General features: G+C 61.7%; 15 protein-coding genes. 9 read left to right on the top strand and 6 right to left on the bottom strand.

Annotation, left to right across the window (positions count from 1 at the left end):
* Positions 1-12 precede the first annotated feature (12 nt).
* Positions 13-2,715 carry an ATP-binding protein gene (locus tag P3T18_RS04185; RefSeq protein WP_429298640.1) on the top strand — a complete coding sequence of 901 codons (2,703 nt, stop codon included), beginning with the start codon at positions 13-15 and terminating at the stop codon, positions 2,713-2,715.
* Between the two features lie 87 nt (positions 2,716-2,802).
* Here the strand turns inward: P3T18_RS04185 and P3T18_RS04180 are convergent, their stop codons facing one another.
* Both P3T18_RS04180 and P3T18_RS04175 read right to left on the bottom strand, forming a co-directional pair.
* Positions 2,803-3,480: a phosphohydrolase gene (locus P3T18_RS04180; RefSeq protein ID WP_429298639.1), complete on the bottom strand. Its 678-nt coding sequence runs from the start codon at positions 3,478-3,480 to the stop codon at positions 2,803-2,805.
* Positions 3,481-4,118: 638 nt separating this feature from the next.
* Entirely contained in the window at positions 4,119-4,940 is an 822-nt protein-coding gene (locus P3T18_RS04175) for a LytTR family transcriptional regulator DNA-binding domain-containing protein (RefSeq protein ID WP_429298638.1), read from the bottom strand.
* Positions 4,941-5,287: 347 nt separating this feature from the next.
* Between P3T18_RS04175 and P3T18_RS04170 the strand changes: the two genes are divergently transcribed.
* Genes P3T18_RS04170 through P3T18_RS04135 form a run of 8 tightly spaced genes read left to right on the top strand, consistent with a single transcriptional unit; the run spans position 5,288 to position 13,549 of the window.
* A complete protein-coding gene (locus P3T18_RS04170) occupies positions 5,288-6,154 on the top strand; it encodes an FAD binding domain-containing protein (RefSeq protein WP_429298637.1) in 867 nt (288 codons plus the stop codon).
* Positions 6,155-6,169: 15 nt separating this feature from the next.
* Positions 6,170-6,694: a (2Fe-2S)-binding protein gene (locus tag P3T18_RS04165; protein WP_429298636.1), complete on the top strand. Its 525-nt coding sequence runs from the start codon at positions 6,170-6,172 to the stop codon at positions 6,692-6,694.
* Positions 6,695-6,709: 15 nt separating this feature from the next.
* Positions 6,710-9,118 carry an aerobic carbon-monoxide dehydrogenase large subunit gene (locus P3T18_RS04160; RefSeq protein ID WP_429298635.1) on the top strand — a complete coding sequence of 803 codons (2,409 nt, stop codon included), beginning with the start codon at positions 6,710-6,712 and terminating at the stop codon, positions 9,116-9,118.
* A gap of 28 nt (positions 9,119-9,146) precedes the next feature.
* Positions 9,147-9,788 carry an SRPBCC family protein gene (locus P3T18_RS04155; RefSeq protein ID WP_429298634.1) on the top strand — a complete coding sequence of 214 codons (642 nt, stop codon included), beginning with the start codon at positions 9,147-9,149 and terminating at the stop codon, positions 9,786-9,788.
* Between the two features lie 14 nt (positions 9,789-9,802).
* Positions 9,803-10,696, top strand: coding sequence for an AAA family ATPase (locus P3T18_RS04150; RefSeq protein ID WP_429298633.1), 894 nt, complete (start codon positions 9,803-9,805; stop codon positions 10,694-10,696).
* The gene (locus P3T18_RS04145; protein ID WP_429298632.1) at positions 10,690-11,874 is read left to right on the top strand and encodes a vWA domain-containing protein; all 1,185 of its coding nucleotides are present in this window, start codon (positions 10,690-10,692) and stop codon (positions 11,872-11,874) included. Before P3T18_RS04150 ends, P3T18_RS04145 begins: the two co-directional genes overlap by 7 nt.
* The gene (locus P3T18_RS04140) at positions 11,781-12,935 is read left to right on the top strand and encodes an XdhC family protein (protein ID WP_429298631.1); all 1,155 of its coding nucleotides are present in this window, start codon (positions 11,781-11,783) and stop codon (positions 12,933-12,935) included. The genes P3T18_RS04145 and P3T18_RS04140 overlap by 94 nt, the downstream gene beginning before the upstream one ends.
* Positions 12,932-13,549, top strand: coding sequence for a nucleotidyltransferase family protein (locus tag P3T18_RS04135; protein ID WP_429298630.1), 618 nt, complete (start codon positions 12,932-12,934; stop codon positions 13,547-13,549). The genes P3T18_RS04140 and P3T18_RS04135 overlap by 4 nt, the downstream gene beginning before the upstream one ends.
* A gap of 127 nt (positions 13,550-13,676) precedes the next feature.
* On the opposite strand, the gene P3T18_RS04130 is transcribed toward P3T18_RS04135, so the two are convergent.
* Genes P3T18_RS04130 through P3T18_RS04115 form a run of 4 tightly spaced genes read right to left on the bottom strand, consistent with a single transcriptional unit; the run spans position 13,677 to position 17,837 of the window.
* Positions 13,677-15,194 carry an amidase gene (locus P3T18_RS04130; protein ID WP_429298629.1) on the bottom strand — a complete coding sequence of 506 codons (1,518 nt, stop codon included), beginning with the start codon at positions 15,192-15,194 and terminating at the stop codon, positions 13,677-13,679.
* 28 nt (positions 15,195-15,222) lie between these two features.
* The gene (locus P3T18_RS04125; RefSeq protein ID WP_429298628.1) at positions 15,223-15,987 is read right to left on the bottom strand and encodes an SDR family NAD(P)-dependent oxidoreductase; all 765 of its coding nucleotides are present in this window, start codon (positions 15,985-15,987) and stop codon (positions 15,223-15,225) included.
* A 43-nt stretch (positions 15,988-16,030) separates the two neighbouring features.
* Positions 16,031-16,681 carry an ANTAR domain-containing response regulator gene (locus P3T18_RS04120; RefSeq protein WP_429298627.1) on the bottom strand — a complete coding sequence of 217 codons (651 nt, stop codon included), beginning with the start codon at positions 16,679-16,681 and terminating at the stop codon, positions 16,031-16,033.
* A gap of 1 nt (position 16,682) precedes the next feature.
* The gene (locus P3T18_RS04115; protein ID WP_429298626.1) at positions 16,683-17,837 is read right to left on the bottom strand and encodes a transporter substrate-binding domain-containing protein; all 1,155 of its coding nucleotides are present in this window, start codon (positions 17,835-17,837) and stop codon (positions 16,683-16,685) included.
* Between the last annotated feature and the right edge of the window lie 77 nt (positions 17,838-17,914).

Here is a 17,914-nt window from a genome sequence, read left to right as displayed (position 1 = left end):
CCGAGATTCCGCTTGAACCGTTTCCGTGATGCCTGCACAGCCACCCTGCCCGCTTCCTGGGCGTCCGCTTCGTCGAGCGCGCCCGCCAGTCCTTCCACGAGCGACGGGGGCGACGGTAGGCACGCGGTGATCGAAGTGGGCCCGCTGAAAGTGTCGCTGCAGAGCCGCACGGTCATCCGCGCGGGCGCGCTCTACCCGCTCAGCAGCCGCGCATTCGCATTGCTCGAAGCGCTGCTCGAAGACCGCGGCTCGGTCGTATCGAAAGACACGCTGCTCGATCGTGCGTGGCCCAACACGATCGTCGAAGAGAACAATCTGCAGGTTCAGGTCGTCGCGTTGCGCCGCGCACTCGGGACCTCGCGCGATCTGCTGCGCACCGTGTCGGGACGCGGTTATATGCTGCTCCCGCAACCCGAAGCCGCGCCGGCGCGCAGTGCGGCGTTCTCGCTCGGGCTGCCATTCGTCGATACGCTGTTCGGCCGCTCCGACGCGGTCGACGACGTGCTCACGCTGTTTCACACGCAGCAGCTCGTCACGCTGACGGGCGCCGGCGGCATCGGCAAGACCAGCCTCGCGGTCGAGTTGTGCCGCGATACCGGCGACCTGTTCGTCTGCATCCGCTATATTTCGCTCGCGCCGCTGCAAAACGATCGCCAGGCACGCGAGGCCCTACTGACGATTTTCTCGGATGTGGTGCGCGGTAGCGCGATGACGGTCGAACAACTCGCGAGCGGTTTGCGTAAGGCCCGCTGCCTCGTGATCCTCGACAACTGCGAGCATCTGATCGAGACCGCGGCCAGCATCGCGCAGACGCTGACCGCCGGCAATTCCGGCGTGCGAGTGCTGGCGACGAGCCGCGAAGCCCTGCGCATCCCGGCCGAAAACGTCTATCCGGTGCCGACGCTGAACTGTCCATCCGACACCGCCGCGCATGACGAAGCCACCGGCTCGGACGCGGTCAAACTGTTTCTGCACCGGCTACGGCGACTCGCTGGCGATTTCGAAGCCGACGCGACCACCTTGCCGCTGATCGGCGAAATCTGCCGCCGGCTCGACGGCATTCCGCTCGCGATCGAACTGGCTGCCGCCCGCGCCGCCACGCTCGGGCTCGATACCGTCCGCGCGCATCTCGACGACCGCTTCGCGATCCTGACAGGCGGCTCGCGCAACGTGCTGCCCCGGCATCAGACGCTGCGTGCGGTATTCGAGTGGAGCTATCGTCTGTTGTCGCCTACCGAGCAGTTGCTGTTCCGTCAGGCGAGCATTTTTTCCGACGGCTTTGCGCTCGAAGCAATTTCCGAATTGATGGGTCGCCACGATGTCTCGCGGGCCGAAACCGTGGAGTGTCTTGCAGGCCTCGTCGGCAAATCGCTGCTCTATATCGACCGCACGCATCAGCGACGCTTCCGGCAACTGGAAAGTTCGCGCGCCTATGCGCATGCATTGCTCGATGCTCATGGCGAGACCGCCGAGGCGGCCCACGCTCACGCGGTGTATTTCCGCGAGTTCTTCGATAAAGGCCCCTACAAGGCGGAGCAGATCAGGATCGAAGATGCACATGACCTGCTCAGCGCCGAGATCGGCAACATGCGCGCCGCGATGTCATGGGCGTTCAGTCCGGCGGGCAACGTTTATCTGGGAATCGATCTTGCCAGCACCGCTGTGCCCATACTGTTCGAACTGCCGCTATTCGAGGAATGTGTGTGGTGGGCAAGCGTGACGCTCGACGCGCTCGGCAACAAGGTCAAGCCGCGAATTCCGCATACGCGGCTGCGGGTTCTGTCGGTATATGCGTCCGCGCTGGTCTATACAGAAGGGCCGACCCCGGCGGTCGAAGCCGCGTGGCGCGAAACTCTTGAACTCGCCGAGGCAAGCGACGATCGCAGCCTTCAGTTGCGCGCGATTTGGGGTTTGTGGAATCAGAAGCAGTATGCGGGCGAACCGCTGCAGGCGCTCGCCCATGCACGCTGGTTTCAACGCGCCGCGCAGGAATTCGGCTCACCGCTACAGGTTGCGCTCAGCCGGCGCATCATCGGCATCTCACTGCATTCCGCCGGTCGGCACGCCGAGGCGCGCGACGAACTACTGGCGGCGCTGGCGGCGCCCGACATGCAGGTGGTGCGCTGGTCGACCACCGGCGTGCGCACCGACATGATCGCGGCCACCCATGCCACGCTCGCGCGCATCCAGTGGTTTCTCGGCGATCGCCACGGCAGCCTGCAAAAAATCGAAGAAGCCGAAGAGTTGGCGCGCCAGGCGGGTCACGAACTGACGCTCGCTTATGTGCTGCTGGAAGCGACCATTCCGCTCGCCATCCTCAACCGCGATGCGGACGCGCTGATGCTGGCCGTCGAAAGTTTGCAAAACCAATGCCGCCGAGCCGGCATCCGCGCGTGGCTGTTGTGTTGCGATGCACTCGAATGGATCGCGCACGCGATCGCCCGGCGTCTCGATGCGTTCGAACTTGCGGACATGGAATCGGCGATCGGCCAGATGCGCGACACCGCTTATCTGTCGTTGCTGCCGATCGTGCTGGGCGAATTCGCGAAAGCGCTGCATGCCGCCGGCGACAGCGAGCGTGCACAGCAAGTGCTCGACGATGCGCTCGACCACTGCGCGCAGTGCGGCAGCGACTGGTATCGGCCGATGCTCGACGCAGAGCGCGCATCGATTGGCGAGGCGATGTCTACCTCGCCGGTCGACGATGGTCTGTGAACCGACAAAACAGCATCGATGTTTTCCGATGCGTGTTTCGTGCCGTGAACGTGGGGTCGGCGGCTTTGTTCCATGCCCATTGCGGGCCTATTCTATTTCCCAACGCGCGCCCAGTACGCGGCCGCAAAAATTGCCCCGCACGAAGGTCGGGCTGATGCGCTCCAGCACGTCGGCGCCGAGCGTCCCGAATGTCGTTTCCGGTCGATGCAGCACAGCCCGGCCGATCGCTTCGAGATACCGGTTCGCGAATTCGTGACCACGTGGAAAAGCATCCAGCAGTTGACGCTTTTCCTGCGCGGTGACGTGAGCAATGCCGTCGCCGTATAGGTCCGCGCGCACGCCGTACGCGAGGAGCCGCGGCAACGCGCTCATCCGGTCGGCGAGACCGGGAGTCGTGTGAAGCGAGATCGCATTCCACACGGCTGCGCCATGTAAGTGTCTGACGCCTTCCGCTTCGAGGAACGCTCGCGCCGCGTCGGCGCCGTCGAGTTCGTAGCGCTGCTGGGAATGCGCATAGCGAGAGCTCAGTCCCATGTTCGCAAACTGCGCGGAAACGAACAGCAGTTCGGCCTTCACCGGCATTTCCAGCCTGCGGCTTTCCAGCGATGCGAACACGAAGGCCCGGTACGCGTGCCTCACCACCGCAGCCGGTAACGACGCGCGCGCGATCTCGGCCGCGTGATGCGCGAATCGCCTGCGGGGCAGACTGACGCCCGCGACATACATCGGCACCTCCGCAGAGGTTTGCGATTTTGTCGGACTCAACAGATGCCTCCTCGGATATCGACGCCAATCGAAACATCGACGCCGGTATTCGGCGCAAACCAGTTATCGCGCGCTTACGTTAGACGGCTCGCCGCAGGTGTTGGAGCAGAAATGCGCGAGCTTGCAACAGGGCGCGCGCCAGTGGATGCGTGATGGGCGCCGACCGACAGCAGTCTGCGGCGTTTGCCGGATTCGACGGGAGGGACGGAGGGTTGGGGCATGGGCTTCAGGTTCCGGGTTGCACGGCGCCTCCCGGGAGAGGCGCTTGTCGGATTGTCGATAACGAACAATCTACCGTCGTGCTCCGTATAAAGCCTTGTGGCGGCGCTGAATGATCATGAAAAATGATGAATCGTGGCACCGCATTGTGCTGGCCGAGCCGACCCATCTAAAAATCTATCAATGCTCAAGTCAGCGATTTACCGTGGGGAATAATCTGTTTCCGGATAAGTGGTTCGAAGACTGATCGACTGATCCGACGCCCTCGCTTGTTTTGATAACCGCCATCTTCTGCCGACCGTTTCAGCCGCCAAGTCCCGCACGCATACCCATTTTTTGCGCTCAACAGCACCAGCCCCGCCCATCAACGTTCACAGCGCAACTCGCCCCCCCCTTCCCCGAACATCAACACCACGATTTCAAATCACACCAAGCACCTCCTTCAATTGCGCCACGCGAGTCCGACTAACGGGCACCGACGTCTTCTGCAGATCGCCCATGACCAGACTGACGCTCTCTTCAGCTCTGACCAGTTCCACGGCATGATGCAGACTCACAATGTGACTGCGATGGACCCGCAGATAGATGTTGCCATCCAGTCGGCGCTCCAGATCGGAGAGAGACAGGTTCGAAAGGTATTGATCGTCTTGCGTGACGATCGTCGTGTAGTGCCCATCACCCTGAAAACGCACCACGTCCTTCAAGTCGATCAAAATCAGGCGGTTCTTCTGATAGACCGGAATCTTGAACAGCCGTCGTGGCATGGGAGACTGGTTGCTTGCGGCGAGTTCGGGCGGCTCGGTCGTGATATCGGTGACGTCGTAGAAAATCATGCACGTGCCACACGTACCCTGACCGCCCATCATTTTCGACACCTTGATCATCAGAATCCGGTCGGGGATGTTGATCATCATCGCGACCGGCGCAGGCGACTTCACAGGGCACCCGCCCGGCTCCGTCGATTGAAGCAAAAACCGCAGCTTGTCGCGGCTTCTCTCCGGGTGTAGTTCGATCACGTCCATGCCCAGCAGTCTGTCCTGAGCAATACCCAGAGATTGCTCGCCTGCAGGCCCTAGCACCTGCACCGCGACGTCGTTGAAAGCCGTAATGTGTCCGTGCGCATCGAGCCAGACCATACCGGGATTGAACTGCTCCAGCTTGTGCTGAAAGGTTTCATTCTGGCGAGACTCGGGCGTCGGCGGTACAGGCGCCGGAGTCGCGATCGGGTCCTTCGAGTTCATGCGGTGTCTCCTGTCCGGGCGATCTTCCACGGGCGTCGGCTTTTTCGATGGTTTTATGCCTTTTCCGCCGTTCACGCAAGCCGTCCGGCTACTCATGCGCGCCAACCGTACCTGGAGAAAACCTGCTTGCACTCGCAAAAGCAGCGTTGTAGCCGTGGATTCGATTCGCCCGCCCGCCCGGCAGTGATATTTCCCCAATCCGACATTTACGCTCCGCAACCGGCAGTTGACGCATCCAAACCGCCGTTGACGAACTTGCCGTGAAGCGCCCTGCGATTTTGTGAAATGCTTCCGAGGACAGGCCAGCGCCGTTCGCGCGCCCGACCGACGACGAACAGGAGACCGCTGTGATTCCGCGTCCTTTCGAATACCACTCGCCTCGAAGCCTGTCCGAAGCACTTTCCTTGCTCAGTCAGCATGGCGACACGGCGAAGCTGCTGGCGGGCGGACACAGCTTTTTGCCGATGATGAAACTCCGCTTCGCGCAGCCCGATCATCTGATCGATCTGGGGAAGCTCGCAGAACTCAAGGGCATTCGCGAAACACACGATGAAATCATCATCGGTGCGATGACGACCGAGAACGAACTGATCTGGTCAGCCTTGCTCCAGCAAAAGTGTCCCCTGCTTGTCGAAGGCGCGCGGCAGATTTCCGACCCGCAAGTGCGATATCGGGGAACCATCGGCGGCGATATCTCGCATGGCGATCCTGGCAACGATCACCCGTCGCTGATGATCGCCCTGGGCGCATCGTTCGTACTCGCCGGCGAGCATGGCCAACGGGTCGTCCACGCAGACCACTTCTTTCTCGGCACCTACATGACGCAGCTGGAAGCAGGCGAAATCATGACGGAAATCCGGATCCCGATTCCGGCAGCCGATACAGGCTATTGCTACGCCAAGCTCAAGCGCAAGACGGGCGACTTCGCCACGGCTGCCACAGCGGTGACGCTGCGCATGCAAGACGGCGCGGTGAGCGATGTTCGCATCGTGCTAACCAATGTCGGGCCGACCGCGCTGCGTGCCGTCGACGCGGAACAGACACTGACAGGAAAGGCGCTGGACGACGACGCGATCGAGCAGGCGGCAAGGCTGGCGATGCTGGCGTGCGAGCCGGCGGAAGACCTTCGCGGCGACATCGACTACAAAACCGCGATGGCAGGCGAGATGACGCGACGCGCGTTGCGCACGGCGCTCGCGCGTGCAACACATTAGACGAGGAGACCTGAGATGAGCAAAAAGACCGTGGTGTCGTTCGTTCTGAACGGCACACCAACCGACGTGCTGGTTGAACCACGCGAACTGCTGATCCACACCCTGCGAGAGAAATGCTTGCATACGGGACCGCATATCGGTTGCGAGACCTCGCATTGCGGCGCCTGCACGGTCGACTTCGACGGCACTTCGGTCAAGTCCTGCACGCTGCTTACCGTGCAGGCCGAAGGAGCCGAACTGCTCACGGTCGAAGGCCTCGCCAAAGGCGGCGAACTGCACGCGCTACAGGAAGGATTCATGCAGGAACACGGTCTGCAGTGCGGCTTCTGCACGCCCGGCATGCTGACGCGAGCGTATCGGCTGCTGCAGGAAAACGCCAATCCGACCGAGCAGGAAATCCGTTACTGGATGGCGGGCAATCTATGCCGCTGTACGGGGTACCAGAACATCGTGAAGGCGGTGCAGTACGCCGCCGCAAAGCTGCGTGGTGAGGCGGTCGAAAGCTCTCATCCGCTCATGTCCGACGTGTCGGCGCACTGATACGGGAGACCGGCCATGGGAAATATCGACGCCAATCTTGATCGTCTCGCCGCGCTGGAAGGTATGGGCTGCTCGCGCAAACGCCGCGAGGACCCGCGCTTCATCCAGGGAAAAGGCACCTACGTCGACGACGTGAAAATGCCCGGCATGTTGTTCGGTGCGATGGTGCGCAGCCCCTTCGCCCACGCCCGCATTCTGAAGATCGACGCCACGCGCGCCCGCGCGCATCCGGGCGTGCACGCCGTCCTTACCGCCGACGATCTCAAACCGCTCAAGCTCCACTACATGCCTACGCTGGCCGGTGACGTGCAAGCCGTGCTGGCCGATGACAAAGTCGTGTTCCAGAATCAGGAAGTGGCATTCGTGGTCGCGGACGACCGATATATTGCCGCCGATGCCGCCGAACTCGTCGAAGTGGAATACGAAGAACTGCCGGTGGTGGTGGACCCGCATCGCGCGCTCGACGTCGATGCGCCAGTGATTCGCGAAGACATCCGCGAAAAGCAGTTCGGCGCGCATGGTGCGCGCAAGCATCCCAATCACATCTTCACATGGAACGTCGGCGACAAGGACAAGACCGCTCGCGCCTTCGAAAATGCCGATGTGACCGTGAGTCAGGAGATGCTATATCCCCGCGTCCATCCCTGCCCGCTCGAGACCTGCGGCTGCGTGGCGTCGTTCGACAAGGCGCGGGGCGATCTGACCGTGTACATCACATCGCAGGCGCCGCATGTCGTGCGAACGGTGGTGGGCATGCTCTCGTCGATTCCCGAGTCGAAGATTCGCATCATCTCGCCGGATATCGGCGGCGGATTCGGAAACAAGGTGGGCGTGTATCCAGGGTACGTGACGACTATCGTTGCATCGATCGTACTTGGCCGGCCTGTGAAGTGGATCGAATCGCGCGCGGAAAATTTAAGCTCCACGGCTTTTGCACGCGACTATCACATGACCGGAGAACTTGCGGCCGACAGCAGCGGACGCGTCAAAGCCTTACGCGTGCATGTCGTCGCCGATCACGGCGCATTCGACGCATGCGCCGATCCGACCAAATGGCCCGCCGGCATGTTCCACGTCTGTACGGGCTCTTACGACATACCGAACGCATTCGTCTCGGTCGACGGCGTGTACACCAACAAGTTTCCTGGCGGCGTAGCGTATCGCTGCTCATTCAGAGTGACGGAAGCGGTGTATCTGATCGAACGGATGATGGATGTGCTCGCGCAGAAGCTCGGCATCGACAAGGCCGAAATACGGCTGCGCAATTTCATTCGCAAGGAACGGTTTCCGTTTTCGACGCCACTCGGCCTAGACTATGACTCGGGTGACTATGAACCGGCGCTCAGAAAGGTACTCGCTGCCGTGGATTACCCCGCTCTCCGGGCCGAACAGACTTCGCGTCGCGCCGACGTCAACGCAGAGTGGCTGATGGGCATCGGCATCGTGACCTTCACGGAAATCGTCGGCGCGGGACCGTCCAAGATGTGCGACATCCTGGGCGTCGGCATGTTCGATTCGTGCGAAATTCGCGTGCATCCGGACGGTTCCGCGATTGCGCGCATGGGGACCATCACTCAGGGTCAGGGACACCAAACCACCTACGCGCAGATCATCGCGTCGGAGGCGGGAATCCCGGCGTCGGTCATCACCGTCGAGGAAGGCGATACGTCCACTGCACCGTACGGTCTCGGCACGTACGGCTCCCGTTCGACTCCGGTGGCGGGCGCGGCCATCGCCCGTGCATCGCGCAAGATTCGTGAGAAGGCCCGCATGATCGCCGCGCATCTGCTCGAGGCCGCGCCGGATGATGTCGAGTTCGATCTCGACCGGTTCGTGCTGAAAGGCTCGCCGGAGCAGTCTAAAACGCTCAAACAGATCGCATGGGCCGCCTACAACAACGTGCCTGAAGGCATGGAGATGGGACTCGAAGCGGTCGACTACTACGATCCGCCCAACTTTACTTTTCCATTCGGTGCCTATCTATGCGTGCTCGAAGTGAATCGCTATACCGGCGAAACACGCGTGCGGCGCTTCTATGCGCTCGATGACTGCGGGACGCGCATCAATCCGATGATTATCGAAGGGCAGATTCATGGCGGCCTCACCGAAGGCTTCGCGGTCGCCATGGGCCAGGAGCTGCCTTACGACGAAGCCGGCAATCTGCTCGGCGGCACGCTGATGGACTACTTCGTGCCGACCGCCGTCGAAACGCCGCACTGGGAGACGGACTTCACCGTCACGCCCTCGCCTCATCATCCGATCGGCGCGAAAGGTGTAGCGGAGTCGCCGCACGTCGGCTCCATACCGTGCTTTACGTCGGCCATGGTCGATGCGTTCGCGCACCTGGGCGTGACGCACATGAACATGCCGCATAACGCGTATCGCGTCTGGCAGCAAAGCCGCGCGCTGGGCCTGACGCGGTAGTGATGGCGGACACCGGGAGGACAATCACATGAAAGTCGTCATCGAAAAGACCTATCCGCTCGCTGCCACCGCCGACGCGGCCTGGCAATGCCTGAAGAACATCGAAACAGTCGGCAGTTGCATGCCCGGCGCGACCATCACCGAGCGCGTCGACGCCTCGCATTACAAAGGCACGGTCACGGTCAAGCTGGGACCGGCCGCCATGTCGTTCAAGGGGAACATCGAAGTGCTCGATCTCGACGAGGCGTCGCAGACCTTGCATCTCGTCGGCAAAGGATCGGACACGACTGGCACATCCGGCGCGTCAATGGACCTCACAGCGAGCATACGCACGTCAGGAGCGACGTGCGAACTCGTGGGCAAAAGCGAGGTGTCGATGAGCGGCAAGGCCGCTGCCTTTGGTGGCCGGATGATGACCACGGTTGCCGATCAGATCCTCAAGCAGTTCGTCGCCAATTTTGCGTCGATCGCGCAATCGGCCGATGTGCGGACGAACGAGCCAATAGACGACGCAACCGGCGCTTCGTTAGCGCCTGACGCTGCACAGCCGCCGCAATCGACGCAACCGTTACAAGCTCCGGAAAAGCCGTCCGAGCTGAACGGCCTGTCGCTCGCGTGGGGTGCGCTGCAGGACTGGCTGCGTCGGCTGTTCTCGCGCAAAGCTGCCTGAGCGACGAGGTTCACATGGCCAGCGACCGTATGACCGACGTTGTGGCGCTTCAGCAGCAGCTCGACCAGCACGGTTACATCGCGGATCGCAGCCTTGCTGCCACGCTGCTGCTGACGCTCGACATGCGTCGTCCATTGCTGCTCGAAGGCGAGGCGGGTGTCGGCAAGACCGAGGTGGCGAAAGCCATTTCGCGCCTGTCCGGCAACCGTTTGATCCGTCTGCAATGCCACGAGGGACTCGACGTGCACTCGGCACTGTACGAGTGGAACTACCAGCATCAGTTGCTCGCCATCAAGCTGCTCGAACAGGACGACAGGCCGCTCTCCAGCAAGGAGCAGGATATTTTCTCCGAGCGCTATCTGCTCAAACGTCCGCTGCTCGAAGCGATCACGACCACGCCTGCACCGGTTCTGCTGATCGATGAAATCGACCGCACCGACGAAGCATTCGAAGCCTATCTGCTCGAATTGTTGTCGGACTTCCAGATTTCGATTCCGGAACTCGGCGTGGTCCGCGCCGTGGAACGACCGGTGGTAATCCTGACGTCGAACGGCACGCGTGAGATTTCAGATGCACTGCGTCGGCGCTGTCTTTATCACTATGTCGATTACCCGGACTTTGCCAAAGAACTGGCTATCGTACGTTCGCAGGCACCGGACGTACCCATGAAACTCGCACAGCAGGTCGTCGAATTCGTCCACGCAGTACGAGAAATGGATCTCCAGAAAAAACCAGGCGTCGCTGAAACACTGGATTGGGCAGCAGCACTTCTTCGGCTCGATGTCACGTCGTTCGACGAGGACGGCATCGACCGCATCATGGATTCGCTTTCGACGCTCGTGAAGACGCGCGAAGATCGAGCGGGCTTCACACGTCCGGTCGTCGAGAAACTGGCGGCCGCATGTTGATCGCACCGGGTCCAACCGCCAATCTCGCGGAAGCCATGACGGCACGCTACGTGGGCTTTGCGGGATGGCTACGGGAGAACGGCTTCCACGTCACAAGTTCCGATATGACTTCGGCGCTGGAGGTCGCGCACCGTAGCGGACAATTCGACGGTCAGTTGCTTCGCTGGAGCCTTCGCGCCTGCCTGTGCTCGCGCGCGGAAGAATGGCGGCGTTTCGACGCCCTTTTCGAGGCGTGGTTCTTCGCGCCAAACCGCCATTCGCTTGTGGAAAGCACGGCAAGCGGCGCGGGCAGAAACAGTTTGACGGAGCAAGGCGCCGCGCGCGATCGCAGCGAAGGCACGCCACTTTCACTGGTCGGTCGGGGAAGCGATGCGGCCCACGCAGACGGAACAACGGTCGAGCACGGCGGGAGTCGCGACGCATCGCTCATGCACGCGGATTTTCGGCATCTTAACCAGCCGGACGAACTATTTGCCATCGACGAAGCTATCCGGCGCTTCGTGCATCGTCTGCGCGGCATGGAAATACGTCGCCAACGGCGCGCGGCGCTCGGTCGTGCTGTCGACATGGCGAGAACCATCCGCCTCAGCGTAGCGCATGGCGGCGTGCCACTCGAACTTGCCTGGCGACGCAAACAGCGCGTGCGACCCCGCATCGTCATGTTGCTGGACGTAAGCCGCTCGATGAGCCTTTATAGCTTCTTCTTTTTGCGGCTCGCGCGGGTCATGAGCGCGCGTTTGTCGGATGTGCACTGCTTTATTTTTCACACTCGCCTCGTGGGTATTGCCCAGGCTTTGCGCGATGCCGATCCGTGGCGCTCGCAGGAGCGGCTGCAGCTACTTTCGATGGGCTGGGCAGGCGGCACACGTATCGGCGACAGCCTCGCCGATTTCAATCAGCAGCACGCGGGAAAACTGCTGCATTCGCGTACCGCCGTGATGATCGTCAGCGACGGCTACGACTCCGGTGACCCCATGATTTTGCAGCAATCCCTACACCGCATTCGACAGCGTTGCCGATACGTTCTATGGCTGAATCCACTCGCGGGACGCCCCGGTTTCACCCCGAGCAGTACCGGGATGAAATGCGCCCTGCCTTACCTCGATCTCCTGACCGGTGCAAGCGATCTCGCCAGTCTCGAGCGTGTATTACCCCAGGTACTTTCGGTGCTGCAATGAACTCCAGCGAACTGCTTCAACTCGAACGACGCCTGATCGACGCGGCCGGTCTTTTCGCCGTCACCACGGTGGTCCGTGCTTTACCGCCTACCTCGACATGGGTGGGCGCTCAGGCATTAGTGGAAAGCGACGGCACGCTGCATGGCTGGATTGGCGGCGGTTGCTCCCGATCGATCGTGATTCAAGCCGCTCAGGACGCGATGCGAACGGGTCAGCCGAAGCTCATCCGGATCAGCAATTCGGAAGTCGCGCCGGAGACGGGGATGGAGCATCACGCCATGCCCTGCGCGAGTAACGGCACCATCGAATTGTTCATCCAGCCTTCGTTGCCACCGCCTGCCCTGCTCATACTCGGCGCAACACCTGCCGCGCTAGAAGCCTGTGTGCTTGCGCAACGCATGGGCTTTCGGGTTACCGCGGCGGCGAACGTGACCGAGCCATTCGGTCTGCACGTGTTGCAGGATGTGATCCACGGCTTCGATGTCGAGGCGCTGCGCGCGACGAAGCCCGACCTCGTTCTGGTCGCCACACAAGGCGACAGCGACGAAGTTGCGCTCGAATCCGCCCTTCGAACTTCGGCTGCGGCGGTGTTGTTGATCGCGAGCCGACGCAAGGCCCAGCAATTGTGCGAGTCCATGCGCACACGAGGCATCGATGAAAACCGGGTCGCCGCATTGCACGCCCCCGCCGGCCCCGATGTGCACGCCCGCACGCCTCAGGAAGTCGCGCTCGGCGCTGTAGCCGGCCTGGTCGCCATTCGACGGAAGATGGAACAGGCAAGAGCCGATTCCCCGACGCCGCCCGCCGTGGGAGCTGAAATGCTGCCGGTGCCTCCGGAACCGCCGCCTTGCGAATCGATGGCATCGGTCGAACCGGTGCCGGCGCGCTATGTCAATCCCGTCTGCGGGATGGCGGTCGATGTTGCATCGGCCCGGCATGTCGTCGAGACCGAGGGAGAACGCGTGTACTTCTGTTGCGACGGCTGCAAGCTTGAATTCGAGCGCGCACCGGGCAAATACATCGATCTTGCAAGGGAACGGAGACGTCAGGAGCTTGTATGACCGCGACAACTCAGCTTCGATTCTCGGCCGTGTTGCTCGCGGCAGGCATGTCGTCACGCATGCAGGGTCGTCACAAGCTTTTGCTGCCCATCGAAGGCGAAACCGCCGTTCGGCGCACCGCACGCGCTCTGCTCGGCGCGGGTCCCGTGGAAGTCGTCGTGGTAACCGGTTTCAACGGACGCGCTGTTATCGAAGCGCTAGATGGATTGCCGTTGAGATTTCAGTCCAATCCATACTATGAACAAGGTCAGATGACATCAGTCGCGGCAGGCGTGGCGGCGCTCGCCGAACCGTGTGATGCGGTGATGGTGTGTCTCGCGGATCAAGTGCTGCTCAAACCTGAAGACTATCGCGAGCTTGTGGATGCCTACGAGGCAATGCCGCGCGGATCGATCCTGGTGCCCTCTTTCAATGGACAGCGCGGCAATCCCGTGGTCCTCTCGTGCAATCATGCCGGGGAAATGATCGGTGGGCAGGTGAACCCCGGCTGTCGCAAACTGATTCAGGATCATCCCGAAGAGGTTTATCTCCACAACGCCACGCACGATCGTTTCGTAGTCGACATCGACACGCCCGAGGACTATACAAACATGCTCGCACGCTTAAGGGCTTGATAGTCCGAATGTCGAATCAGGCAGAGGCGACGCACGGCGGGCCAAACGCCGGCGCCTTCATGAAAGACCCGGCGCCGACATCATAAGAAGTAGCCCGCACGCACGTATAGGCGTACGCAGCTACGCTTCACCCCCTCCCGCACTCATACGCATACGCGTAACCGAGCAGCGCCGCCTCGTCCCACTGCCTGCCGACGAAGATCAGTCCAAACGGTGAGCCCGACCGATAATTTCCCGCCGGCACCGCGATACCGGGTAGCCCCGCGATGTTGATCTCGCCGACTGTCGTCTCGTGGATAACGTCCTTCCCGTGAAGCGGCGGAAGCTCATTCCGCATCTGCGGAAAGACGAGTGCATCGAGCCGATGGGCACTCATCACCGTGTCGAAGATGGTCAGATAACGCGCTTTCAGTTCGACGAACTCAGGCATCTCCGGCGGCAACGACGGATCTGCGAGCGCCGCTCTGAAGTCCGCGAGACTGGGCAGGTAGTGCAGTACGCCATTCGGTCCGAACGGATTTTCGTCCTTTGTCGCCTCGGCGAATTCCGCAAATGTTTTTAGCGCCGCATGCTTGCCAAGCCGTTGCAGATACTTTTCCAGATCGTACGGAATGGATTCCAGGCCGCGTGCGTCGAAGTGTTTTAATGGCGCGGTTGGTTGTCGAAGCTCCGCGAACCCGGAGCCTGCAAATGGGTCGTCGATCAGCACCGCGCCCAGGTCGGTCAACTCGCGTTTGACGCGCTCATAGAGCGTCGACGCTTCGTCGGAGAGCGGCTCGGCGCGCCATCCCGGTCCGTACAGGCCGATACGTTTGCCACGCAAAGCATCCGGTTTCATTGCCGACGTATAACCGCCTTCCGGTTTTCGGCCGACGCCGGCGAGCGTCTTGGGATCTTCGCTCGAATATCCCGCGAGGACGTCGAGGCACAGCGCCGCGTCCCGCACGTTGCGGGCAATCGGGCCGACCACGTCGCGGTTCCCCGAGAGCGGCACGACTCCCGCATTCGGCACGAGGCCGATGGTCGGCTTGATACCTACGAGGTCCTGCGCCGACGCCGGATTCTGGATCGACCCGCCCGTTTCTTCGGCGAGACCGAGTACCGCCATTCCCGAGGCCACCGCCGACGCCGTTCCGGCGCTGCTGCCGCCAGGTACGCGGTCGGGCATTCGTACGTTGATGGTCGGTCCGGCCCAACTGTCGTTCGCATGCGAACCCGTATGGCTCAGCACCGGCACATTGGTCTTGCCGAGCAGGATCGCGCCCGCGCTGCGCATACGGGCCACCACCGGCGCATCGCGCTCGGGCATGAGGTCGACGCCACCCGTATTGCTATACAGCTTCGTCCATCCTGCCGTGGTCGGAAAGCCGACCATGTCCATCGGGTCTTTAATGACGACGGGAACGCCCGCGAGCGGGCCCAGCGTTTCGCCGGCAGCGCGCCGTTCGTCGATTTTTCGCGCGTCGGCGATCGCCTCGGGATTCAGGAAAATCAGCGCGTTGTAAGTCGCGTTGTCGCGCTCGATCCTGTCGAAGCAGGCACGCGCGAGTTGCTCGGCCGTGAACTGTCCGGCGCGAAAACCCGCCTGCACGGTTTCGACCGTGAGCGCGTCCAGATCGATGTCCATCGCACTGCGTTGTTCCATTCGATGCTCCTCTCAGGTTGACTGTGTGTCACAGCTGGACGCCGCGGGTTAGCGCACCGTCGACGACGAAGTTTGTTCCGCTCACGAAGCTCGCTGCCGGACTCGCGATGAATGCAACCGCGTTGGCGATCTCCTGCGGCCGGCCCATGCGACCCGTGGGGTTCAGTGCAAGCGCGCGCGTGAACAGCTCCGCATTGTTATGTTCGATCCAGTCCCATACGCCGCCCTCGAAATACACATTGCCGGGCGACACGGTATTCGCGCGAATGCCCTTTGACGCGAGCTGGTTCGCCAAACCCTGCACGTAGTGAACGAGCGCGGCCTTGAATACGCCATAAGGACCTGCCGCAAAATCGATCTCACGGCCCGACACGCTCGAAATCGCGACGATCGAAGCGGCCTCGCTCGCCTCGAGAAACGGCATCGCGGCATCCACGAGATTCACGGTGCCGAGCAGATCGGTCTCGAACTCCTTGCGCCACGATTCAATGTCGTTACCGATGGCAAGCGCGCTCACGTTGGCCACGACGATATCGAGTCCGCCCCATTCCGCGCCGATACGGGCGACCCATTCCTTTAGCGCCGCACCATCCGAGACATCGACCGCCGCACCCGATGCCCGCGCGCCACTCAGCGCAGCCAGCACGGTCGCGGTCGATTCGGCAGCGGCCTGGTCGCGCGCGCAAATGGCCACGTGTGCGCCTTCAGCGGCGAATGTCCGCGCGATGGCCAGACCAATCCCTTTGGTTGCGCCGGTCACGATTACCTTCAAGCCCTTCAGTTGCAGGTCCATATTCACCGCTCCTGTGTGTCGATCAGTTACCGGATAACCGCGCTCAATCTTCGTCGTGCCCTTCCGCCGATGTCATGCCGCGCGCGATCTGCAAGACTTCTCCCGCCTGAATGACGGAGTGACAGATATCGTCGATCGTCACGCGCTTTTCCATCGCCTGAGCGCGAAGCATGTCGTACGCCTCCTGCTCGTTCACGCGATGCATGATCATCAGAATGTTCTTGGCTTCCTGCAGATGACGGCTGTCGAGCAGCTTCTGTTCGAGTTTGGCGATGCGCTGCGCGTTTTGACGCGCACGCTTCGCGTGATGCAGCGCCATGACCACGGTCGACAGCAGCCCCGACGCGCGAATCGGCGTCGTGACGATGCCGTCGGCGCCGAGCTTGATGGCCTGATCGATGAAGGTCGGATTCTCGTAGGCCACTACGCAGATGACAGGCGGCGCATCGGGCCCCGACCACTCGCCGCTGGGCGCGCGCTCCTCCGGGAGCAACGCGCGAAAAACCAGATCGACGCGTTCGGGCAGCGTCTCCGTAGGCGGCCAATATCGGTCCACCTGGAAGCCCATACGTCGCAGGTGATTCGCGAGCGTCTGGCCGTCGTCGTCGTCGGGATGAAACACGACGACGCGCGCGTGGCGCTCCAGAATCGAACTGGTGAGACTCCGCTGGCCTCTGTCTGCGCGCGTACTCACGTCAGTAATCCCGCGTGCTTAACTTCGTGACCCAGTCTCCGAGCGTTTGACGCGTCATATACGGATCGGGGCCGACGGCAAACTTCGATTCGCGCAGAATGGTGAACTGGCCGTTCGCGTTGGCTCGGCCGATGCGCGGATAAAGCGCCATATGGTGATTGACGGGATCGATGCGGACCCGGCCTTGTGGCGCGCTGAATTCGGAGCCGAGCAGATGAGGCATGATGGTGGCCAGCTCGTCCGAACCCGCTCGCGCGAATGCTTCAGCGAACATGTGCATCTGATAATACGCAGCCTCCCAGTTCATGTCCGTGGGCGTGTCCGCGCCGTATCGCGATTGATGATGCGCAACGGCACGGTGATTTTCTTCCGTGTCGATACTCTGGAAATAAGGCGCCGCCGTGATATGTCCGACCGCGGCACCGGGCTCCATCGCACGAATTTCCGTCTCCGATGTATTGAGACTGCCGATGGGCATTCTGGCCGGATCGAAATCCGCTTGCGCGAAGGCGTCGTAGAGATACGGCACGGTTGCACCGATCACCGTGCAGAAGATCCAGTCCGGCGCCTTGCGCCTGATGTCCGCGACGACCTGCCCGAACTGGTCGCGCGTGGCGTCGAGCGAGAGATAACGCTCGCCCAGAATCGCGCCCTCGGGATGCTGGAGCAGCAATTCCTGCATGGTTCGATTGCACTCGTATGGATAAACATAACTCGAGCCCACGAAATAGACGCGCGCGCCGAACGTTTCCGTCATGAAGTCCGCGAGTTGCACGCCGTTCTGATTTGGCGACGCACCGCTGTAGATGATGTTGTCCGAGTACTCGAAGCCCTCGTACATCTGCGCGTAGATCAGCAGTCGATTGTGCTTTTCGACAACCGGAAGCATCGCTTTGCGGCTGGTCGACGTATAGCCGCCGAAGATCGTGTTGACACCGTCTTTCACGATCAACCGTTCGGCGAGTTCACGAAACGAGGCCGGGTCGGAGCCCGGATCGTAATGAAGGGCGACGAGTTCGCGTCCGCCAATACCGCCGCGCGCATTGATCTCTTCGATGGCCAGGCACGCGCCGCGCCATTGAGATTGCTCGAGCAAGGCGGTCGAACCGCTCATCGAGCACAACAGACCCACCCGGATGGGATCGGATAATGCCATTTCGTAACAGGCTCTCGAATGCGTGCGGAGCAGGTTGCCCCGCACTTGGGTATTTCTGCGTCGGTGCTTCTGACTGA

It is taken from the genome of Paraburkholderia sp. GAS199 (genome assembly GCF_050436585.1).
Classification (GTDB): Bacteria; Pseudomonadota; Gammaproteobacteria; order Burkholderiales; family Burkholderiaceae; genus Paraburkholderia.
Note: the sequence above shows the minus strand (reverse complement) of the source record. Positions and strands in the feature narration are given on the sequence as shown.

Bases quoted from the DNA above. Each gene is read 5' to 3' on its own strand.
- P3T18_RS04150 (WP_429298633.1), top strand. From the start codon at position 9,803: ATGGCCAGCGACCGTATGACCGACGTTGTGGCGCTTCAGCAGCAGCTC.
- P3T18_RS04135 (WP_429298630.1), top strand. From the start codon at position 12,932: ATGACCGCGACAACTCAGCTTCGATTCTCGGCCGTGTTGCTCGCGGCA.
- P3T18_RS04160 (WP_429298635.1), top strand. From the start codon at position 6,710: ATGGGAAATATCGACGCCAATCTTGATCGTCTCGCCGCGCTGGAAGGT.
- P3T18_RS04140 (WP_429298631.1), top strand. From the start codon at position 11,781: ATGCGCCCTGCCTTACCTCGATCTCCTGACCGGTGCAAGCGATCTCGC.
- P3T18_RS04165 (WP_429298636.1), top strand. From the start codon at position 6,170: ATGAGCAAAAAGACCGTGGTGTCGTTCGTTCTGAACGGCACACCAACC.
- P3T18_RS04155 (WP_429298634.1), top strand. From the start codon at position 9,147: ATGAAAGTCGTCATCGAAAAGACCTATCCGCTCGCTGCCACCGCCGAC.
- P3T18_RS04175 (WP_429298638.1), bottom strand. From the start codon at position 4,940: ATGAACTCGAAGGACCCGATCGCGACTCCGGCGCCTGTACCGCCGACG.
- P3T18_RS04125 (WP_429298628.1), bottom strand. From the start codon at position 15,987: ATGGACCTGCAACTGAAGGGCTTGAAGGTAATCGTGACCGGCGCAACC.
- P3T18_RS04145 (WP_429298632.1), top strand. From the start codon at position 10,690: ATGTTGATCGCACCGGGTCCAACCGCCAATCTCGCGGAAGCCATGACG.
- P3T18_RS04115 (WP_429298626.1), bottom strand. From the start codon at position 17,837: ATGGCATTATCCGATCCCATCCGGGTGGGTCTGTTGTGCTCGATGAGC.
- P3T18_RS04130 (WP_429298629.1), bottom strand. From the start codon at position 15,194: ATGGAACAACGCAGTGCGATGGACATCGATCTGGACGCGCTCACGGTC.